Genomic DNA, 18,603 nt, shown 5'->3' with positions numbered 1-18,603 from the left:
GAACATGAAATAATGGGGGATCCTCAATTGGGGATGATGCGATTGGTTTTCAAGACAGAAATAGCCAAAGAAGCACATCCTGGGCAGTTTGTTCAACTCAAGGTTTCTTCGGGATTAGATCCGCTGCTGAGACGACCGATCAGTATTGCGGGAGTCGATACAGATAAAAATGAAATCACCTTGCTTTATCGCCTGAAAGGTAAAGGAACAAAAGTATTAGCCCAAGCGAAACCCGGAGACGAGCTCAATCTTCTCGGACCTTTAGGGCAAGGTTTTACAATCCCTCAAAGTGGAACCTTATATCTGGTAGCTGGTGGAATTGGGGCCTTCCCGCTGCTTCCGCTGGCTCAAAAAGCCTTGGAGCAGGGAGTAAAGGTTTGTTTATTCTGGGGCGGAGAAAACCAAAGGTTTCTGGAAAGCGCTGGCATGCATCTTTGGGAGGATTTGGGTATAACCATCGAAGTTAGCACTATGGATGGAAGTATGGGTATTCAAGGAACCGTTCTAGACCTTCTTCGTAACCATGAATTGACAGAATCCGGTCAAGTCGCAGTTTGTGGCCCGATGATGATGATGGCAAGTGTGAATGAGTTTTTTAAAGAAACGGATTTTGAAGTAGAGGCTTCACTCGAAGAGAGAATGGGTTGTGGTGTAGGGGCTTGCCTGGGTTGTGTTTGCACGCTACAAGATGAACAAGGAAAGCTTAGACGCGGGAAAGTCTGCAAAGACGGACCGGTCTTCAAGGCAAAGGAGGTCGTTTGGAATGCAACAGTCTAAGGCATCCGTGAAAACGATCAACACCGAAGTAAAGTTAGGTCCCCTTGCTTTGAGAAATCCAGTTATTACAGCTTCGGGAACGTATGGCTTTGGGGAAGAATATGCTCCGCTTTGCCCAGTTGAAAGATTAGGTGGGATAACACTCAAAGGAATTACTCCTGAACCTCGGATGGGGAACCCTGTTCCAAGACTTGCAGAAACGCCAGCAGGACTTCTCAATTCTGTAGGACTAGAAAATCCCGGGTTGGATGAATTTATCGCTTCTTATCTTCCTAAGGTTCGAGAATTGCCGACGGCAGCGATTGCTAATATCTCAGGTTTTTCCGTCGAAGATTATACACACATGGCTCGGGCCTTACAAAAGGAATCTGGATTAGCGGCCATTGAAGTCAATATATCCTGTCCGAACGTTAAACATGGAGGCATGCATTTTGGCACGGATCCAGCCAGTGCGGAGCAAGTGATTGCTGCGGTTAAAGCAGAAACGGATTTACCCGTGATCGCGAAACTTTCACCGAATGTAACCAGTATTGTCGCCATGGCCCAAGCAGTAGCTCGAGGCGGGGCGGACATCATATCCTTAATTAACACCCTTCTAGGCATGAGTATTGATATCGAAAAACAACGTCCTGTATTAGCAAATACTATGGGGGGCCTCTCAGGTCCAGCCGTGCGCCCTGTCGCAGTGCGGATGGTTTGGGAAGTTTCACAGGCCGTTGAAATACCTATCATAGGGATGGGTGGAATTCTCACCTGGCAGGATGCGGTGGAGTTTCTCCTGGCTGGCGCAAGTGCTGTTAGTATTGGAACAGGGAACTTTGTGGATCCTCAGGCTCCGCTTAGCGTTTTAGAGGGAATCGAAGAATACTGCCAGCGTCATGGGGTTTCTAATGTTAGCGAACTCACGGGATTAGCATGGAAGGGAAATATATAAAGAAAGGTGTGTGAGATATGAGTTCGGAATTAAACGAGCGCGTTATGGTTGCACTTGATGTTGAAGATCGAGCTAAAGCCCTAGAGATTGCTCAGCAATTACAAAGAAGTGGATGTTGGGTTAAAGTTGGGTTAGAGCTTTATAGCATTTGTGGGACAGAAATTATTAGGGAACTAAAAGCGATGGGCTTTAGGGTATTCCTTGATCTGAAGCTTCATGATATTCCGAATACTGTCAAACGGACGGTTGCAGTATTAGCAAACTGTGGGGCGGATTTGTTGACGATTCATTGCAGCGGTGGCTTTCAGATGATGGCTGAGTCGGTTGAAGTAGCTAAAGCGTCTTCAACCTCTGAAAATGGTCTTAAACTCGTTGGAATTACGGTCTTGACGAGCTTAGATGAAAAAAGGCTCCATGAAGAACTTGGGGTGGAGCGGAATCTTAAGGAACAAGTCCTTATGCTTGCAGAACTCGGAAAAAAAGCGGGCCTTGCAGGAGTTGTAGCTTCTCCGCAAGAAGCACGGGATCTGCGAGCGCAGAGTGGCCCTGACTTCTTACTCATTACACCAGGCATTCGGCCTGCAGGAAGCGAGACTCAGGATCAAGCGCGGACGATGACTCCGCGAGAGGCGATTGAGTCGGGCAGTTCTTATATTGTTGTAGGACGGCCGATTACACGCGCGGCAAATCCTAGAGAGGCTTTGGAGCATCTTTGGGATTAGGAAGTTTTATCTTAGAAATTTGCAAGCAGAGTTACGTTACATACACTCTGACGTACGCTCGCAGACCAAGCTACCGGAATAACTGCTTGATTTAAGCAGTGGAATTCCCTCCCAATTCGCCATCCTTGGCTCACAGTCGGCGAGTCACGTCGTGTGACTCGTTCCACTAAAGTAGGAGCAGTTATGCCTAAGCTTGGTGTCTGCTCGCGTCGAGTCCTCACTTACTGTAATCGTAACTCGCTTCGAAGAATTATTTAAGAAAAGATACATAGCTAGAAAGGGGCAAATAAGTATGATTACATCAGAAGAAGTTTTAAATATTTTTGAGGAAAGCGGGGCACTTCTCAAAGGCCATTTTCGCTTAACCTCAGGTAAACATAGCAATCGATACATGCAATGTGCAAAGGTTTTGCAGTATCCTCATCATGCAGCTCGCTTAGGGGAAGAATTAGCTCAGGCTTGGAAAGACCAAGGAATTGATGTTGTTATAGGGCCAGCCATGGGAGGAATTCTTGTGGCACATGAGGTAGGAAGAGCGTTAGGAACTAAGGTTCTTTTTACAGAGCGTGAAAATGGAGTTATGACCTTGCGTCGTGGTTTTGAACTTACTCCTGGACAAAAAGTCTTAGTTGTAGAGGACGTTATTACGACGGGTGGATCGGTGAAAGAGGTTTTAGAAGTCGTTCGCAAACTTGGGGCTGAGCCAGTTGGTGTTGGGGTTATAGTCGATCGCAGTGGGGGAAAAGCAGATTTTGGTCTTCCTCATGTCTCCTTGCTAAAGATTCAGATTGAGACCTTTGAACCTGAAAACTGTCCTCTTTGTGCAGAAGGTATTCCTGCGATTAAGCCTGGAAGTAGGGCAATATAAATAATTTAACGAAAGTGGCTACATAGGAGAATCCGAAAAAGAGTAGAAACAATATCTCGTTCGAAGAAATCGTATCTTTCTTAAATGACTAATTAAAAAAGACTAAATAAATAGTCAGCCAGTTGAAATTTTATCAATTGGCTGACTATTTTTTTGTTAAATTAGCTCCATAACGAGAGGTTCTGTTTGGTACATAATCACATAAATTTCAGTATATGCTTGGCAAAATTAAAGACTTCTGATATTGGATGGGGTGAACATATATTGAAATTGAATAAATTGGGGCTAGGCATTCTTTTGAGTTTTGGAATGTTGGGAATTTCTCTCGGAGCTTTCTACTGGAAAGGGCAAACGCATGATCAGGCAATGGTAGTTTATCAGCCCTCAGAGGTTGCTCTAGGAAATGAAGAAGAGGAAAAAGGTAAATCTGAATCGCCGGTGCCAAAGGAAAAAGGAAGGGTAAATATTCTTCTCCTTGGTATTGATAACAAAGGTGATGAACCAGGAAGAGCAGACTCGATAATTCTTGTTTCAGCCAATAGTGATACGCATCAGATTTCGGCCATTTCCATTCCACGGGATACCCGAGTTAGTCTTCCTGAGGTGGGGCTGACCAAAATTACTCACGCTAATGTCGTTGGTGAGTTAAAAGGGGGTATCGACGAGGGAACGCTGGAAACAGTAAAAGCGGTTAGTAATTTGTTAGAAGTCGACATCAATTATTATTTAAAGATAAATTTCAAAGGTTTTGAAAAAGTAGTCGATGCCATTGGGGGAATTGACGTGAGTCTTCCCAGTTCAGTAAATGACAGAAGGTCAAACCTTCATTTGTCAGCGGGGGAACATCACCTTTCTGGGGAAGAGGCTCTTGTCTTAGTGCAGGCTCGTTATGATTTACCAGACGGAGATTTTGGCCGCCAGCAGAATCAGTTTTATGTCGTTCAGTCTTTAGCAAATCAAATGCTTGCTCCTTCAAATATTCCTGAATTGCCCAAATTGATAACCACTATTCGTCAGGATTTACTCGATACGAATATGTCAATTTATGAGATGGTAACACTGGGGGTTGAATTCAAAGGGATAGATAAAGAAGCAATGAAATATTATCAGTTACCAGGAAAAGGAATTTCGGCTCTTGATCCGTTAGTAGGAGCAGTGGTTTATTATTATGAACCGAATAAAGACGGCGTTAAGAAAGTCATACAAGAAGCGTTTGAAAGGTAATTTAAAAAATAATTGGATCTGGGATAAGATGGTAATATTTTCAACCTGTTAAATAATATAGTTTAGTAAATGATTGTTTTTGCAGTTCAGTTATTACTGATATAAAAGTAAGAGGGGAGGACTAAATGGAAGAAGAACTCGACCTCCAACAGTATTGGCAAATGCTTAAGAAGCACTGGCGTATGATTATAGCCATCCCTTTAATTGCCACTTTAATGAGTGGACTTGTCAGTTTTTTTGTGATTAAACCCGTTTATCAAGCGTCTACGACGCTGATCGTTGGGAAAAAAACATCTGATTTGCCAGTTCAGCAAGCAGGCCAAATTCTCGACTATGACGTTCTAATGGCAAATCAGCAATTAGTTAAAACGTATAGTGCGATTGCTAAAAGTCGGACGGTGGAAGATGACGTGATAAAGGAGCTGAATCTTCCTTTTGCTATTGAAACTTTAGATCGTAAAATCTCCGTCGTTCCAGTTAAAGACACGGAAATTCTGGCTATAACTGTTGAAGATATAAACCCAGAGCAGGCAGCACAAATAGCCAATGAGATGGCTAATCAGTTTTCTCAAGCAGTTATGGATATTAAAAAAGTAGATAGTATCAGTATTGTGGATAAGGCCATCGCGCCGCTAAAACCGGTTAAACCGAACAAGATCCTTAATGTTTTTATTGCCTTTGTTATTGGGTTAATGGTCTCAATAGGTTTGGCTTTTCTTCGTGAATATTTGGATAACACCATCAAAACGACTCACGATGCAGAGAATCTCCTGGGCCTTCCTGTATTGGGAATGATCCCGCATTATGAGACGGATGATCTCTAGAAGGGAAAGATGATTTTGAGCGAATATAAGTTGTTCAGCATGCTTAGCCCGAAGTCGCCGATTTCTGAGGCTTTTCGCACGCTGAGAACGAATATCGAATTTTCCAATGTTGATCGGGTTGTTAAACGAATTCTATTTACCAGTACTGGCCCAAGAGAAGGAAAATCTTCAACAATTGCTAATCTTGCATCGATGATGGTACAAACGGATAAGAAGGTGCTTATTATCGATGCAGATCTTCGCAATCCAACCCAACACAAAATATTGAGTCAAGATAACTGTGAAGGATTGACAACATTACTCGTGGATGAGGGACTCCCAATTCTGAATTATATTAAAAAGACGGACCAAGAAGGTTTAGAGCTCTTGACATCAGGCCCAATTCCGCCGAATCCTGCCGAGCTACTTGGTTCAAAGCGAATGAAACAACTCTTAAGCGAAGCGGCTGAGGCCTATGATATTGTGCTTATCGATTCTCCACCAACGATTGCCGTGACGGATTCATCCATATTGGCTCAATCCGTGGATGGAGTTGTTTTAGTTTTGGCATCTGGGGAAGTCAGCCGTGACTATGCTGTGCAAGCCAAGGAACAGTTGGAAAAAGTCGGAGCTAAAATCTTGGGTATCGTACTGAACAAAATGGAAATGAAGACTAAAGAATATTACTATTACTATTCTTATGATCAGCGATCAAGCCAAAAAGCATAAATGAAAAAATGCTCAAGCTTACAGGTTCAAAGAGGGGTGAACTTTTTGATTGATACCCACCTCCATATACTACCCAGTCTCGATGACGGGGTCAGGGATTTTGAAGAGGCCATCACTCTTGCACGACAGCTAGTTCAGGTGGGCTATACTCAGGTGATCGCTACCCCTCACGTCCTTGGGGGGAAGTCATTTCTTTCCCCGGAAATAATTCGCAAGTCTGTAGAACAACTAAATAAAATTTTACGGGAACAGGAGATTCCGTTGGAAGTACTTCCTGGTGCAGAAATTTACCTCTTTCCGCAACTGCCTCGTTATGTCAAAGAAGGAAGGATTCTAACGCTTGGAGGGCAGGGGAAATACCTGCTGGTAGAACTCCCCGTACTCTCACTTCCTCATTATGTTGAGAAGGTCTTCTTTGAACTTCAAGTAGCAGGTTATCATCCGGTTTTAGCTCATCCCGAACGCTACAGCTATATCATGAATGACCGGGCACTTCTTGAACATTGGGCTGGATCGGGAGTGTTGTATCAGCTCAATTTGAGGAGCTTAAGCGGACGTTATGGATCGGGACCTAAAGAAGTTGCGTTATGGCTACTTAAACATCATATGATTTCTTTGGTAGGTACGGATACCCATCACCCGAGTTTAGAAAATGAACCCTTTTTGAGGGAGTTGGCTTTGTTAGGAGATTCGTTAGGTGAGGACGGAAAGGATATCCTCATGCAAAGAAACCCTCGAGCGGTTCTTACGCAAGGGGCTATTCAGAGAACTGAATTTCAAGGGGAATTCATACGGACAAAATCACGAGGTAAAGGAAATTCAGGAAAAAAACGTTGGCGCTTAAACTTTTTTTAGTTGAGTAATATTGTACCCGTTGTTTTAAAAGGGGATATGAGGCTTGCGGGGAGGTATCATATGCTTGTATCATTTATTATCGTTGCATACAATGCAGAAGATAGAATAGCTAATGTTCTGAATAATCTTTTACAGCAAGACTACGAACATAAGAAAATAGAGACTATTTTGGTCGACAGCAACTCAAGCGATAAAACAAAAAATGTAATGGAGAATTTCCGCGAAGCATATAAAGGTTTATTCAGAAGAGTATGTGTGCTAGATAACCCACAAAAGATATTACCTTGTGGCTGGAACGTTGCCTTATCGGAGGCACAAGGCGATGTAATCTTAAGAGTTGATGCACACTCTAAAATACCTGCTGACTTCATTCGTCAGAATGTAATTTGTATGGAAAGTGGCGAGAAAATTGCAGGAGGTCCTAGGATAAGTATTATTGATGAGAGTAGCAATTGGCAGTGTACATTGTTGATGGCTGAAAAATCAATGTTTGGCAGTGGTATTGCTAAATACCGTAATGCTAATTCTCCGCAATATGTAAATACACTTGCACATGCAGCCTATAGCAGAGAGGTTTTTGAGCGTGTTGGGGGATATGATGAAAGATTAGTCCGAACTGAGGATAACGAGATTCACTACCGAATGAGGGAGGCAGGGTATAAGTTCTTTTTTTCGCCAAAAATCAAATCGTACCATTTCTCAAGAAATAGTCTAGTGAAGATGATAAAGCAAAAATTCCTTAATGGGTATTGGATAGGTTTAACAATAGGTATTTCACCCAAATGCTTTTCACTCTACCATTTCGTGCCGTTTGCGTTTGTACTGGGAATCATCATTACAAGTCTATTGGCGACCTTTGGATTGCCACAATTGGGCATGCTGATGTGGGGAGCTTACTGGATAGTTGCAATTTTGATGGCGGTATTATCGGTTGAAAAGAAAAATTTTAATGTATCGTCATCGGCGTTACCGACCTTGTTCCTTTTATTGCATGTCAGTTATGGTGTCGGAACTTTGGTAGGCTTATTTAAAATGCCGAGCTGGAGGAAAAACTCAATAGTTGTTTAGAAATTTACATTAAGCTGCGAGCAATACGTCGGAGGAAAAATAAAAATGGGAAATAGAGGGGAATACGGCACGGAACTAAATAAAGTTCAATCAATAATATTGAGTATATTTAAAGAGATAGTTCGTATTTGTGATGAAAATGATATTATCTATTTCATAATTAATGGAACGGCACTGGGGGCCGTTCGTCATGGCGGGTTTATTCCATGGGACGATGATATTGACATTGGAATGACTAGAGAAAATTATGATCATTTTTTATCAATAGCGCAGGAAAAATTGCCACAAGATTTGTTTTTACAGACGGTAGAAACAGAGCCCAATTCGCCCTTTTATTGTGCAAAAGTTAGAAAAAACGGAACGAAATTTATTGAAGAATATTGTGCAAACTTAAATATTAATCATGGTGTTTTTGTTGATATTTTTCCTTTTGATAATATTCCTGATAACCTGAAACAGAGAAAAAAGCATCATCTAAAAGTGAACATTATTTCCAATTTCTTCATAGCTAAATGTTTAACAGGGTCAAGCAAACCACAACATGGGGTGATAGGCGGATTAAAAATTGCGGTCAGGAAATTACTTCATATTGTTTTGATTCTTGTTCCTAAAAAGATCTTATATAGAAAACTTGATTTAGAGTGTCAAGAATACAATCAGACACCTAGCAAAGTAAAAGCTTTTGTTAAATATTCGTATTTACAAATACCGAGCATAGATCTTGAGAAGGTAGATAGAATCAGTTTTGAAGGTGTTGAAGTAAATTGCCCAGGACATGTGAATTCGTATTTAAAACATCACTACGGTGACTATATGATGTTGCCTCCATCAGAGAAAAGGGTAGGACATAGACCTTACAGTTTGGAGTTTTAATGAATGGAAAAGATTAAAATCTTGCATGTAGTGTCTAGCCTAAGCACAGGCAGCGGTGTCATGGGATTCATCATGAATTACTTTCGCAATATAAATAGTGAAAAAATTCAATTTGACTTTCTGTATTTTAAAGAAATAGAGGGAACGTACAAAGAAGAAATAGAGTTTTTAGGTGGCCATACATTCTGTTTGGTCAAGCCTGGTTTCAGGCTAGCGACATGTATGCAGTATAATCACTTTTTCTCAAGGCATGCGAACGAATATGTTGCATTACATAATCATGAGGTATATCTCACCTTTTTCCTTGCTCCAATTGCAAAGAAAAATGGTATAAAACATATTATCACACATAGCCATGCTACTATGTTTTCTGACAATAAAATTAAGGCATTGCGCAATCGTATCCTTTGCTTTCCACTAAAACGTCAAGCTAATCACTACTTTACCTGTTCAAAAGCTGCAGGTACATTTTTGTACGGGGAAAAGAGAATACGTGCTGGAAAAGTGATGGTTATCAATAATGCGATTAATTGCAAGAGGTTTCAATATAATGAAACCGTTCGTGATGATGTACGTAATGGACTAGGGCTCACAGGAAAAGTGGTAGTTGGTCACGTGGGAAGATTTACTGAGCAAAAAAACCATGTGTTCTTAATTGATATTTTTAATGAAATTCACAAAAAGAACAATAACACAGTATTAATGCTTGTTGGCAGAGGACCGCTAGAAAAGAAGATCAAACAAAAGGTTGAGAATCTAGGATTGAACGGTTTTGTTTTCTTTTTGGGTCAACGTAGTGATATACCAGATTTGTTGCAGGCGATGGATGTGTTTGTACTTCCATCTCTATATGAAGGATTGCCGGTAATCGGCATAGAAGCACAGTCGACAGGACTGCCGTGTGTCATGAGTGATAAGGTCACAAAAGAAATTGATATTACCAATGTGGATCATCTAAAATTATCTGCTTCGCTTTCAAATTGGAGTGAACTGATAATTAAAAAGGCAATGGTTCATAATCGAAATGACACAACAGAGCAAATTAAATTAGCAGGACTTGACATCAACGAAGAAGCCAAAAAATTAGAAAAAATATATGTTGAAATGTCTGGAGACGAAAGATAATGTCATTGTATTACGGCCTTATGGGATATTTCTTGATAGCGGCTTTGATACTGTACTATGGAAAACAGCATGGTAAAAAAGATAGTATATATTTGTTTTGTACGATGAGTGTACTGTTTGTTTTGGCTGCTTTGAGAGCACATACTATAGGAAATGACACGCAGACTTATGTTTGGCTTTTTGAAAATATATCACGCATGTCCATTCAAGACTTGAATACGAATAGCCGTTATGAGTTGGGCTATCTGTACTATAACAAGGCAGTAAGCATAATCAATGGGAATCCACAGGTCTTATTAGCAATAACGAGTTTAATACTAATTGTTGGATATGCACGTTTTATACGAAAATATTCGATGAATGTATGGCTGAGCGTTTACTTATTTTTGGTTATGGGATATTTCGGAAGTGCCGTGAATATACTTAGACAATGCATAGCAATGATTGTTTTGCTTTATTCCTATAGTTTTATTAAGCGAAAAAAAATACTGCCGTTTCTTATTTGTGTAATATTGGCGACAACCTTTCACAAAACAGCGATTGTATTTGTACTGGCATATCCCATTTCGAAAATGAGAATTAATTATAAGACTATTGGAGCGTTTACGGCTGGAACAATTGTAGTCTATATTGTTTTTACTCGTGCTTTAAATGTACTGTTCTCATATTTACCTATATATCAGTATTATCTAGGGGGAAAATATATGGAAGGAGGAATAAGAACTGCAAGCGTGGTGAGTTTCGGAATAACACTTTGTATTTTTCTGGTTGGATTATGTTCTGGAGCATATAAAAGGGAATCAAAATTGGTAAATGAGAATGGGATTGCGACAATAAAAGAAAATAACGAGAATCAAATCATGACTATATTTTTGATGTTTAGTTTATCAGTTACAGTTATTTCATTTAAATTCAATCTGCTGGATCGTATGAGTGAATATTTTAGTGTATTTTCAATAGTATATCTGCCAAATATACTGAGAAATTTTAAAAATAAAAATTTATCAGTTTTGTTGACAGCTGTGGTTATTGTTGCGTTCACAATATATTTCACGACTATACAGTTATATCGGCCGGATTGGAACTATATTTATCCCTATGAATTTTTTTGGCAGCACTAAGTATCATTATTGATAGTTACTTCAAATATTGGAGAAGACTAGATGAACGGTAAATTTATGCGATTACTATCAGATACGTTTGTTTTTGCAATAGGGAACGTATTTTCGAAAGTAATACTATTCTTTTTAATGCCTTTGTATACTACTACATTAACAACTGAGCAGTATGGCGTTGCGGATTTACTAAATAATTCCATAGAGCTGTTTTTACCGGTTGCTACATTGTGTATTTCAGATGCGGTTTATCGATTTGTCATTGATGAAGATAGTGACAAACAGCAAATATTTAATATTGGTTTAAATGTATTGCTAATAAGCTTTGCGATTGTGTCTGTAATTATTCTAGTTGGAAATATATTTATTAAGTACGAATATACATGTTTCTTTTTGGCCTTGTATATGGCAAATGCAACTCGCTCGTTATTTGCAAATTTTGCACGCGGTATGGGACATATTAAAAAATTTGTTATTAGTGGCATTATAAATACATTATCTCTTCTCGGCTTTAATATGTTGTTTTTGTTAGCGCTGAAGCTTGAAACCTCCGGATATCTGCTTGCCATTATATTATCCAATGTCATGGCGGCAGTATATTTGTTCTTTAGTGTACATATCGGACAATACTGCAACATAAAGAGAACAAGTAAAGAGATGCAGAAAGAAATGCTTATTTTTTCACTGCCCAATGTGCCCAATATGGTTTCGTGGTGGTTTAATAATGTATTCAGCAGATACATTGTCAGCGCTGTTTGCGGCATCGGAATTGCCGGAATGTTTTCTGCCGCTTGCAAATTACCATCCATGATAAACTTGTTGGCGACAATCTTTCAGCAAGCCTGGCAGTTTTCAGCATCAAAGGAAAGCAAGAGCCAAGATAGTAAACAATTTTTCACTATGGTGTTTGAATTCTACTCGGCCTTTATTGTGTTGGCAGGTTCTGCGGTTATTTTCTTCACGCCACTTATCTCTCGTATTGTGTTGAGAGGTGACTTCTATGAGGCCTGGCATTATGTGCCATTGTTACTGGTATCTGCAGTTTTAGGTTGCTACTCTATATATTTCGGAACTTTTTATCTGGCTGTCAAGAAGAACTTAATGAGTATGGTCAGTACCGTAATCGGGGCTGTTGTGAACGTAGTTGGGTGTTTTGTTTTGATACCGAAAATCGGCGTATATGGTGCTGTATATTCAAACATAGTGAGTTACTTTATTATTGTCATAGTAAGAATGTTTAACACAAAACAATATTCGCAAATTGATGTAAAATACTTTTACTTATTTTTTAGCATTTTTCTTTTGACAGTGCAAGCTATTATAAGGTCTTTTGTAGAGAAAAATGTTATATTATTTCAGATTATTATATTTCTCAGCATTTTGGTGTTAAATGTTTTTTACAATCAGAAATACATATCATCGTTTTTTTGTCTAAAATTTAGAGATAGGGAGTCTTAATATTTCGAATTGACTAGCTACTACAAAACTCAAAAATAGAAAATTCATGTCCAACCTTGGGGTTGGGCTTTTCTTTACTCAAATAATAGTAATATATATCCTTTATCTCGAATTGTATAAGAATAGCTAGGTTATTAAAAATCTAATCAAAGGATTTTTAAAAAGAGTACTAAGGAATGGGAAGTAGGTGCGCCTTTTATGAATTCACAAAAAAAGAAATATCTAATCGGATATACAGCAGGCGTTTTTGATTTATTCCATGTCGGGCACTTAAATATATTGCGGCGTGCAAAAGAGATATGCGAGATTCTTATTGTCGGTGTTAATACAGATGAGCTTGTCCAAGAATATAAGAAAAAAACGCCAGTCATTCCCACGACTGAGCGTATTGCAATTGTTGAGAGCATACGGTATGTAGATAAGGTTGTGCCGGTGACAAGTAGAAACAAGATTATGGCTTATGAAAAATATAGATTTGACGTTCTCATTGTCGGTGATGATTGGAAAGGCAGTAATCATTATATAACAATAGAAGAGAAATTAGCTAAAAAAGGTGTCACTGTCATTTATGTTCCCTATACCCAGAATACTTCATCAACACTTTTAAGAAATGTCTTAAGCAAAATCTAAGAATAAAATATTTGGCTGAAGTGAGTGACCAGTGCTGCTGCCTCCTCGAGGGTCGCATCATCGGGAAATTCCTCTCCATCCTCAAGGGGAATTAAAACATCGAGCCAGGTATATTTTTAATATGGAGTTAAAGATCTTGAAGGTGTCCCTCTTTTAACTATTTATGGAAACAAACAAACAAAGGTCCGTATGTGTTTCTTACTACCCGATAAAAGCTTTATTATCATCAACTTTAAAGATGAGACTAAAACCAAGGAGCTGTATCAAAATTGCCTGGTGTGTGGGCACAAGAAAGTTAAGAAAGCTTAAGTTTACGATTGAAAGACTTAAAGGGACAGGCATTTGCCTGTCCCTAATCTTTTCTTTTAAAGTTCGCTAGATTACTCATCTGCATTTTCCGTGGACAACAACCGCTCAATTACCTCCGGCTTTGGTGTAAGATACAAACTCCAGTTCGTTTCATAAATGACCATACCTGGTTTTGCGGCATTCGGCTTTTTAATATTCTTAACATGCGTATAGTCCACAGGCACTTGGCTTGATCCTTTGGCTTGGCTGAAGTGAATAGCCAGTGCTGCTGCCTCTTCGAGGGTGGTGTCATCGGGAAATTCCTCTCCATCCTCGAGCGGAATGAGGACATGAGAACCGGGAATGTTCTTAACGTGGAGCCAAAGGTCTTGAGGACGACCTTTTTTTAGAGTGAGCCAATCGTTTTGTCGATTGTTTTTTCCTACTAAAATCATCCGACCTTCGCTCGAAAGATAGGTCTTAGGTTGAGGGGCTTCCGGCTTATTTCCTTGTTTTTTCTTCGCATTTGCTTTGTTCGGATATTTGCTCGCCTTTTTAGGGTTGCTTTTGTTGATATGCTTGCCGGCAAGGTATTCTTGATCGATTAACTCTTTGTGGACTTCCTCAATTTCCGAAGGAGTGGAGGCTTGTTCGAGACTGAGAAGAACAGACTCCAAGTAGTTCACTTCATTTAAACTCGCTGCTTTAAGTGGTTCGGTCTTTTGTAAGGTGACCTTAGCCTTGTTATAGAGTCGGTAGTAACGTTGCGAATTATCGATCCCGCTTAGTTGAGGATCTAGTTGAATCGTAATTTGGGGGAGTGTTTCTTCATTATAATCCTCAACGGTGATTTCAGTCATTCCCGGGGTTATTCGGTAAAGATTCGCGGTGATTAACTCACCCCATCTGGAATATTTAAACGATTTCTCAGCGTTTTCCATCGTTTCTTCATAAATGCTAAGCTTTTTATTCATATGGTGTAGATTTTCCTGCACGATTTTACGGAGTGAGCCGCGTTTGGCCTCGAGATTATTGTTTGAAGCTTTAGAGTGATAGAAGCGTTCAATGGCTGCATCGAGAGAGAAAAAAGTTTCAGCCGTTAAGCCCTGATATTGCTGGAAGGGGACAAACGTAAAGGCTGTGGGAAGTCCTTTTTTTGAGGGGGCATCACTTTGATAATAAAGACAAGGCTCGATTTGAGGCAGGGTATCAGGGTTAGCTAGTGTAAGATATCCTTGGAAAACTCGGGAAAGGTCAATATCTCCGCATTGTTCAAGCCGGATTGTTAGACTGAGTCCTGCGCGGACCACGACTTCCCGTGCAAGTTCTGGGCTGATACCATTGAAGTGTTTGACAAGCAGGTCGATTAACTTACCGGAGATTTCATCTTTTAAAAGCACAGAGCGAAACGTTTCTTCTTCTGATTCGGAAATGGGATCCCATTTTCCTTGCGAAGGGGGGATGATATAGGTGCGGCCGGGTAGGACTTCGCGATGGCGGCTAACGGCATGAGAATAGCGTTTTATCCCATCAAGTATAACTTGCTTTACAGGATCAACAAGGATTAGATTGCTGTGTTTGCCCATGATTTCCAGATAAAGCTGGAGTGTGGCAAGGTCTCCATATTCATTGTAGTTTTGCACGGTGATGAGAACGATCCGCTCGAGTCCAATTTGCTCAAGGTTGAGTATTTTCCCGCCTTCAAGGTGTTTGCGCAGAATCATGCAAAACATGGGCGGGGATGTTGGATTCTTTTTGTTTTCTTGAGTGAGATGCAATCGAGCAGCGGTGGCGCTTATGTTTAAAAGCAAGCGCAACGACTTGCCCTGATTGCGGAGATAAAGATGAATTTCTTCCTTCTCAGGTTGAACGACTTTATCAATGCGCGCTCCAATGAGTTGAGGAGCGAGTTCTTTAACAAGATGATTTAGGGTTACACCATCTAAGGCCATATGGAGACTCCTTTTTAATCTTTTATACTGAAACATTTAATTACGGTTAAAAGAAACCCGATAGCGTAGCTTCTCGCACAGGAGTGAACGCTTTCGCGGAAGGGCGCTAAGGCGCACGTTGGTTCTGTGGGTTAGCGTAGCCCATGGTTCACATAAGGTATTACCCTGAGGTTTGGCGAAGCTCCCACGGAATCAAGTGTGCCAGCCCAGAAGCGCTAAGTGAACGGATGGGTGAGAAGCTACACGACCCGAAACTGCATTATCTTCTAATGATGCTTTCAATCGTTGATATAGTATACCACAATTCTTGGTCATTTTTCTTTCCCCTCCTGAATAAGCATGTACAAAAAGAGTGGACAGGATTTAAAGGAGGAAGAAAGGAATGCGGCAACAAGCGTGGCATGTTTTACCTTGGCTCGACGTAGTAAAGGCCTTTGAAGTTCATCCAGGTAAGGGATTAGGCTTGAAAGAGGTGAATCATCGCTTAATCGAGTTCGGGAAAAACAGGCTTGAGACGAAAAAGGGAACCCATCCTGTTTTCGTATTCTTAGGGCAATTTAAGGATTTTATGGTTTTGGTCCTATTAGCGGCGACGATTGTATCGGGGCTGTTGGGTGAAATAGCGGATGCTATCACGATTATGGCTATTCTGATTGTGAATGCCGTTCTTGGATTTATTCAGGAATATCGGGCGGAAAAATCGATTGATTCCCTTAAATCTTTAACTGCTCCAGAAGCTAGAGTACTCCGGGACGGGATAGAAAGTCGAATCCCAGCTGCGGATCTTGTGCCAGGCGACATCGTCTTACTGGAGGCGGGAGATCGAATACCTGCAGATATACGCTGGATCCAAGCGGTAAATATCGAAGTGGAAGAATCAGCACTCACGGGCGAATCTCATCCTGTCAATAAAATGGTCTCAGCCTTAGCCGATGAATTAACGCCGATGGCGGATCGGTCTAATATGGGGTATATGGGGACAGTCGTAGTTAACGGTCGTGGAGCAGGAGTGATTGTTGCAACCGGTATGGATACGGAAATGGGGATTATCGCGGGGATGATTCAGAGTGTTGAAGATGAGGAGACTCCCCTTCAGAAACGTCTTGATCAGCTGGGTAAATATCTCGTTCTTATTAGTTTAATTGTGTGTGGGTTGGTTGTGGCAACAGGCGTTTGGCGGGGAGAAGGTTTCTATAAAATGTTTCTTGCCGGAGTTTCCTTAGCTGTTGCTGCGATTCCTGAAGGACTTCCAGCGATTGTAACCGTCGCTTTAGCGATTGGAGTTCAACGGATGGTCAAAAGAAAAGCAATCGTTCGTAAGCTTCCGGCAGTGGAAACCTTAGGTTGCGCCACCGTGATTTGCTCGGATAAGACCGGGACGCTGACGCAAAATGAAATGACCGTACGCCAGATTTATTCAGATCGGCGAATGATTGCAGTGACAGGACAGGGATATGATCCGAAAGGAGAATTTCATGGCGGAGATCCGATGAAGACAAAAGATCCTTTGAATGAAGCTTTAAAAGTTGCGGCGTTATGCAATAACTCGACTTTAACTAAAAAAGGGGTACAGGTTGCCGGACTTTTCCGCTCTTCAAACAAAGAATCTCCTTGGGGAATTGAGGGAGACCCGACAGAGGGTGCTTTACTCGTTGCAGCAGCCAAGGCTGGGATTTGGAGGGAGACCTTAGAACGGAAAGAAGAACGAATTGGGGAAATTCCCTTTGACTCAGATCGTAAACGGATGAGTGTTGTCTATAAAGGAAAACATGAACGAAAAGCGTATGTTAAGGGAGCACCCGATGTCATCCTCAGACTTTGTAAAAATGAGCTTACTTCTGAGGGAATCGTAGAAATCTCGGATATTCGACGCCGTACAATCATGCGAGCCAATGATGAAATGGCGCGCAAAGCGTTACGGGTATTAGCCATCGCCGAACGTTCTCTGCGTGAAGGAGAGAAACAAGACGAGCGGATTGAAGAAAACTTAGTCTTTGTGGGTTTGATGGGGATGATTGACCCTCCTCGAGCAAGTGCGGGTAAAGCGATTCAAGTCTGCCGTCGTGCGGGGATCAAACCCGTTATGATCACGGGGGACCATCGACTGACTGCGGAAGCGGTGGCACAGGAGCTTGGAATCTTAAGGGGAAATTCCCATGGAATAATGACAGGGGCGGAGATGGAACAAATATCCGATGAGGAACTAGAGAAGAGAGTTATGAATATCTCGGTTTATGCCCGGGTTACCCCGAAAGATAAACTACGCATCGTTCGGGCATTGAAGAAAAAAAAGCAAGTGGTAGCGATGACAGGTGATGGGGTTAATGATGCTCCTGCAGTTAAGGAAGCAGATATTGGAATAGCGATGGGAAAAACGGGAACAGATGTGACAAAAGAGGCTTCTGCTATGGTTCTAGCCGATGATAACTTTGCGACGATCGTTGCAGCAGTTGAAGAAGGTCGGGGAATTTATGACAATATCCGTAAGTTTATCCGTTATTTGCTTTCGTGTAACTTGGGAGAAGTCTTGACAATGTTCTTAGCAACGCTGGTTGGACTCCCGCTCCCGTTATTAGCAATCCAGATACTTTGGGTTAATCTTGTTACGGACGGTTTACCGGCAATGGCTTTAGGGGTTGATGGGGTGGATAAAGATATCATGAGCCGCCCACCACGAGCGCCGGGAGAAAGCATCTTCTCCCGTGGGTTGGCGCGAAAAATCGTCATTCGCGGTACAATGATTGGACTTGGGACGTTAATCGTGTTTGTTACAGGTATGTTCTTAGGAGGGAATATGTTAACCGCCAGGACGATGGCTTTTAGCACCTTGGTCTTCTCCCAATTATTCCATGTTTTTGATTGTAAGTCAGAGTCGCGTGGTATTTTTGAAGTGGGGTTGTTCTCTAATCCCTACCTAGTAGCCGCAGTTACAACTTCAACTCTAATGCAACTGAGTGTAATCTATCTGCCCCCGCTCCAAGCTATTTTTAAAACAGCTCCGTTGCAACTCTGGCAGTGGGGAATCATTTTAGGGGTTGCCGGTGGCCCATCGATCCTTATTGGGCTTTGGCGTTTGGTCAAGAATGCAGGAAATAGACGCACCTCAGTGGTCGGAGGAAAGTGAAGTTCATACTCAATGAATCAGTAATAGTACTAGGGGCTGTCGCAAAACAGCCTCTTTT

At 41.2% G+C, this 18,603-nt stretch carries 18 protein-coding genes; 15 read left to right on the top strand and 3 right to left on the bottom strand.

Features of this window, described 5'->3' with window-relative positions:
• Window positions 1-12 precede the first annotated feature (12 nt).
• From DESME_RS11605 to pyrF, 3 genes are read left to right on the top strand one after another with little or no spacing between them, the layout of a single operon-like run.
• Complete coding sequence (locus DESME_RS11605) at window positions 13-777, top strand: dihydroorotate dehydrogenase electron transfer subunit (RefSeq protein WP_051414030.1); 765 nt, start codon at window positions 13-15, stop codon at window positions 775-777.
• Window positions 764-1,711 (top strand): dihydroorotate dehydrogenase, encoded by a 948-nt coding sequence (locus DESME_RS11600; RefSeq protein ID WP_006716599.1) that lies wholly within the window; start codon window positions 764-766, stop codon window positions 1,709-1,711. Before DESME_RS11605 ends, DESME_RS11600 begins: the two co-directional genes overlap by 14 nt.
• Before the next feature lie 17 nt (window positions 1,712-1,728).
• Window positions 1,729-2,433 carry an orotidine-5'-phosphate decarboxylase gene (gene pyrF / locus DESME_RS11595; protein WP_006716598.1) on the top strand — a complete coding sequence of 235 codons (705 nt, stop codon included), beginning with the start codon at window positions 1,729-1,731 and terminating at the stop codon, window positions 2,431-2,433.
• 11 nt (window positions 2,434-2,444) lie between these two features.
• Here the strand turns inward: pyrF and DESME_RS16085 are convergent, their stop codons facing one another.
• Window positions 2,445-2,654: a hypothetical protein gene (locus DESME_RS16085; protein ID WP_167998839.1), complete on the bottom strand. Its 210-nt coding sequence runs from the start codon at window positions 2,652-2,654 to the stop codon at window positions 2,445-2,447.
• Window positions 2,655-2,725: 71 nt separating this feature from the next.
• Here DESME_RS16085 and pyrE point away from each other — a divergent pair, with 71 nt between their 5' ends.
• The 11 genes from pyrE (at window position 2,726) to DESME_RS11540 (ending at window position 13,181) form a co-directional block, all read left to right on the top strand.
• Window positions 2,726-3,301, top strand: coding sequence for an orotate phosphoribosyltransferase (pyrE, locus tag DESME_RS11590; protein ID WP_006716597.1), 576 nt, complete (start codon window positions 2,726-2,728; stop codon window positions 3,299-3,301).
• 264 nt (window positions 3,302-3,565) lie between these two features.
• A complete protein-coding gene (locus DESME_RS11585) occupies window positions 3,566-4,525 on the top strand; it encodes an LCP family protein (protein ID WP_156922772.1) in 960 nt (319 codons plus the stop codon).
• A 125-nt stretch (window positions 4,526-4,650) separates the two neighbouring features.
• Window positions 4,651-5,349, top strand: a complete 699-nt coding sequence (locus DESME_RS11580; RefSeq protein ID WP_006716595.1) for a YveK family protein — start codon at window positions 4,651-4,653, stop codon at window positions 5,347-5,349.
• Between the two features lie 9 nt (window positions 5,350-5,358).
• Window positions 5,359-6,057: a CpsD/CapB family tyrosine-protein kinase gene (locus DESME_RS11575; protein ID WP_006716594.1), complete on the top strand. Its 699-nt coding sequence runs from the start codon at window positions 5,359-5,361 to the stop codon at window positions 6,055-6,057.
• Window positions 6,058-6,102: 45 nt separating this feature from the next.
• Window positions 6,103-6,912 carry a tyrosine-protein phosphatase gene (locus DESME_RS11570; RefSeq protein WP_006716593.1) on the top strand — a complete coding sequence of 270 codons (810 nt, stop codon included), beginning with the start codon at window positions 6,103-6,105 and terminating at the stop codon, window positions 6,910-6,912.
• 60 nt (window positions 6,913-6,972) lie between these two features.
• Window positions 6,973-7,980, top strand: a complete 1,008-nt coding sequence (locus DESME_RS11565) for a glycosyltransferase family 2 protein (RefSeq protein WP_006716592.1) — start codon at window positions 6,973-6,975, stop codon at window positions 7,978-7,980.
• A 45-nt stretch (window positions 7,981-8,025) separates the two neighbouring features.
• A complete protein-coding gene (locus tag DESME_RS11560) occupies window positions 8,026-8,853 on the top strand; it encodes a LicD family protein (RefSeq protein ID WP_006716591.1) in 828 nt (275 codons plus the stop codon).
• Window positions 8,854-8,856: 3 nt separating this feature from the next.
• Window positions 8,857-9,978 (top strand): glycosyltransferase family 1 protein, encoded by a 1,122-nt coding sequence (locus tag DESME_RS11555; protein WP_006716590.1) that lies wholly within the window; start codon window positions 8,857-8,859, stop codon window positions 9,976-9,978.
• A complete protein-coding gene (locus tag DESME_RS11550; protein WP_006716589.1) occupies window positions 9,978-11,099 on the top strand; it encodes an EpsG family protein in 1,122 nt (373 codons plus the stop codon). The genes DESME_RS11555 and DESME_RS11550 overlap by 1 nt, the downstream gene beginning before the upstream one ends.
• Window positions 11,100-11,141: 42 nt before the next feature.
• Entirely contained in the window at window positions 11,142-12,551 is a 1,410-nt protein-coding gene (locus DESME_RS11545) for a lipopolysaccharide biosynthesis protein (RefSeq protein ID WP_006716588.1), read from the top strand.
• Window positions 12,552-12,749: 198 nt separating this feature from the next.
• Window positions 12,750-13,181 (top strand): FAD synthase family protein, encoded by a 432-nt coding sequence (locus DESME_RS11540; RefSeq protein WP_006716587.1) that lies wholly within the window; start codon window positions 12,750-12,752, stop codon window positions 13,179-13,181.
• 380 nt (window positions 13,182-13,561) lie between these two features.
• On the opposite strand, the gene DESME_RS11535 is transcribed toward DESME_RS11540, so the two are convergent.
• Both DESME_RS11535 and DESME_RS16400 read right to left on the bottom strand, forming a co-directional pair.
• On the bottom strand, window positions 13,562-15,421 hold the full coding sequence (locus DESME_RS11535) for an Rqc2 family fibronectin-binding protein (RefSeq protein WP_006716586.1): 1,860 nt from the start codon (window positions 15,419-15,421) through the stop codon (window positions 13,562-13,564).
• A gap of 192 nt (window positions 15,422-15,613) precedes the next feature.
• Entirely contained in the window at window positions 15,614-15,736 is a 123-nt protein-coding gene (locus DESME_RS16400) for a hypothetical protein (protein ID WP_282432810.1), read from the bottom strand.
• Between the two features lie 67 nt (window positions 15,737-15,803).
• On the opposite strand from DESME_RS16400, the gene DESME_RS11530 reads away from it, so the two are divergent.
• Window positions 15,804-18,545 carry a calcium-transporting P-type ATPase, PMR1-type gene (locus tag DESME_RS11530; RefSeq protein WP_006716585.1) on the top strand — a complete coding sequence of 914 codons (2,742 nt, stop codon included), beginning with the start codon at window positions 15,804-15,806 and terminating at the stop codon, window positions 18,543-18,545.
• The last annotated feature ends 58 nt before the right edge of the window (window positions 18,546-18,603 follow it).

The organism is Desulfitobacterium metallireducens DSM 15288, assembly GCF_000231405.2.
GTDB lineage: Bacteria > Bacillota > Desulfitobacteriia > Desulfitobacteriales > Desulfitobacteriaceae > Desulfitobacterium_A > Desulfitobacterium_A metallireducens.
The sequence above is the reverse complement of the archived record's forward strand: the minus strand, read 5'-3'. Positions and strand labels throughout refer to the sequence as shown.

Coding starts and splice junctions, on each gene's coding strand:
- DESME_RS11605 (WP_051414030.1), top strand. CDS start 13: ATGGGGGATCCTCAATTGGGGATGATGCGATTGGTTTTCAAGACAGAA.
- DESME_RS11600 (WP_006716599.1), top strand. CDS start 764: ATGCAACAGTCTAAGGCATCCGTGAAAACGATCAACACCGAAGTAAAG.
- pyrF (WP_006716598.1), top strand. CDS start 1,729: ATGAGTTCGGAATTAAACGAGCGCGTTATGGTTGCACTTGATGTTGAA.
- pyrE (WP_006716597.1), top strand. CDS start 2,726: ATGATTACATCAGAAGAAGTTTTAAATATTTTTGAGGAAAGCGGGGCA.
- DESME_RS11580 (WP_006716595.1), top strand. CDS start 4,651: ATGGAAGAAGAACTCGACCTCCAACAGTATTGGCAAATGCTTAAGAAG.
- DESME_RS11575 (WP_006716594.1), top strand. CDS start 5,359: ATGATTTTGAGCGAATATAAGTTGTTCAGCATGCTTAGCCCGAAGTCG.
- DESME_RS11565 (WP_006716592.1), top strand. CDS start 6,973: ATGCTTGTATCATTTATTATCGTTGCATACAATGCAGAAGATAGAATA.
- DESME_RS11560 (WP_006716591.1), top strand. CDS start 8,026: ATGGGAAATAGAGGGGAATACGGCACGGAACTAAATAAAGTTCAATCA.
- DESME_RS11555 (WP_006716590.1), top strand. CDS start 8,857: ATGGAAAAGATTAAAATCTTGCATGTAGTGTCTAGCCTAAGCACAGGC.
- DESME_RS11550 (WP_006716589.1), top strand. CDS start 9,978: ATGTCATTGTATTACGGCCTTATGGGATATTTCTTGATAGCGGCTTTG.
- DESME_RS11545 (WP_006716588.1), top strand. CDS start 11,142: ATGAACGGTAAATTTATGCGATTACTATCAGATACGTTTGTTTTTGCA.
- DESME_RS11540 (WP_006716587.1), top strand. CDS start 12,750: ATGAATTCACAAAAAAAGAAATATCTAATCGGATATACAGCAGGCGTT.
- DESME_RS11535 (WP_006716586.1), bottom strand. CDS start 15,421: ATGGCCTTAGATGGTGTAACCCTAAATCATCTTGTTAAAGAACTCGCT.
- DESME_RS16400 (WP_282432810.1), bottom strand. CDS start 15,736: ATGACCAAGAATTGTGGTATACTATATCAACGATTGAAAGCATCATTA.
- DESME_RS11530 (WP_006716585.1), top strand. CDS start 15,804: ATGCGGCAACAAGCGTGGCATGTTTTACCTTGGCTCGACGTAGTAAAG.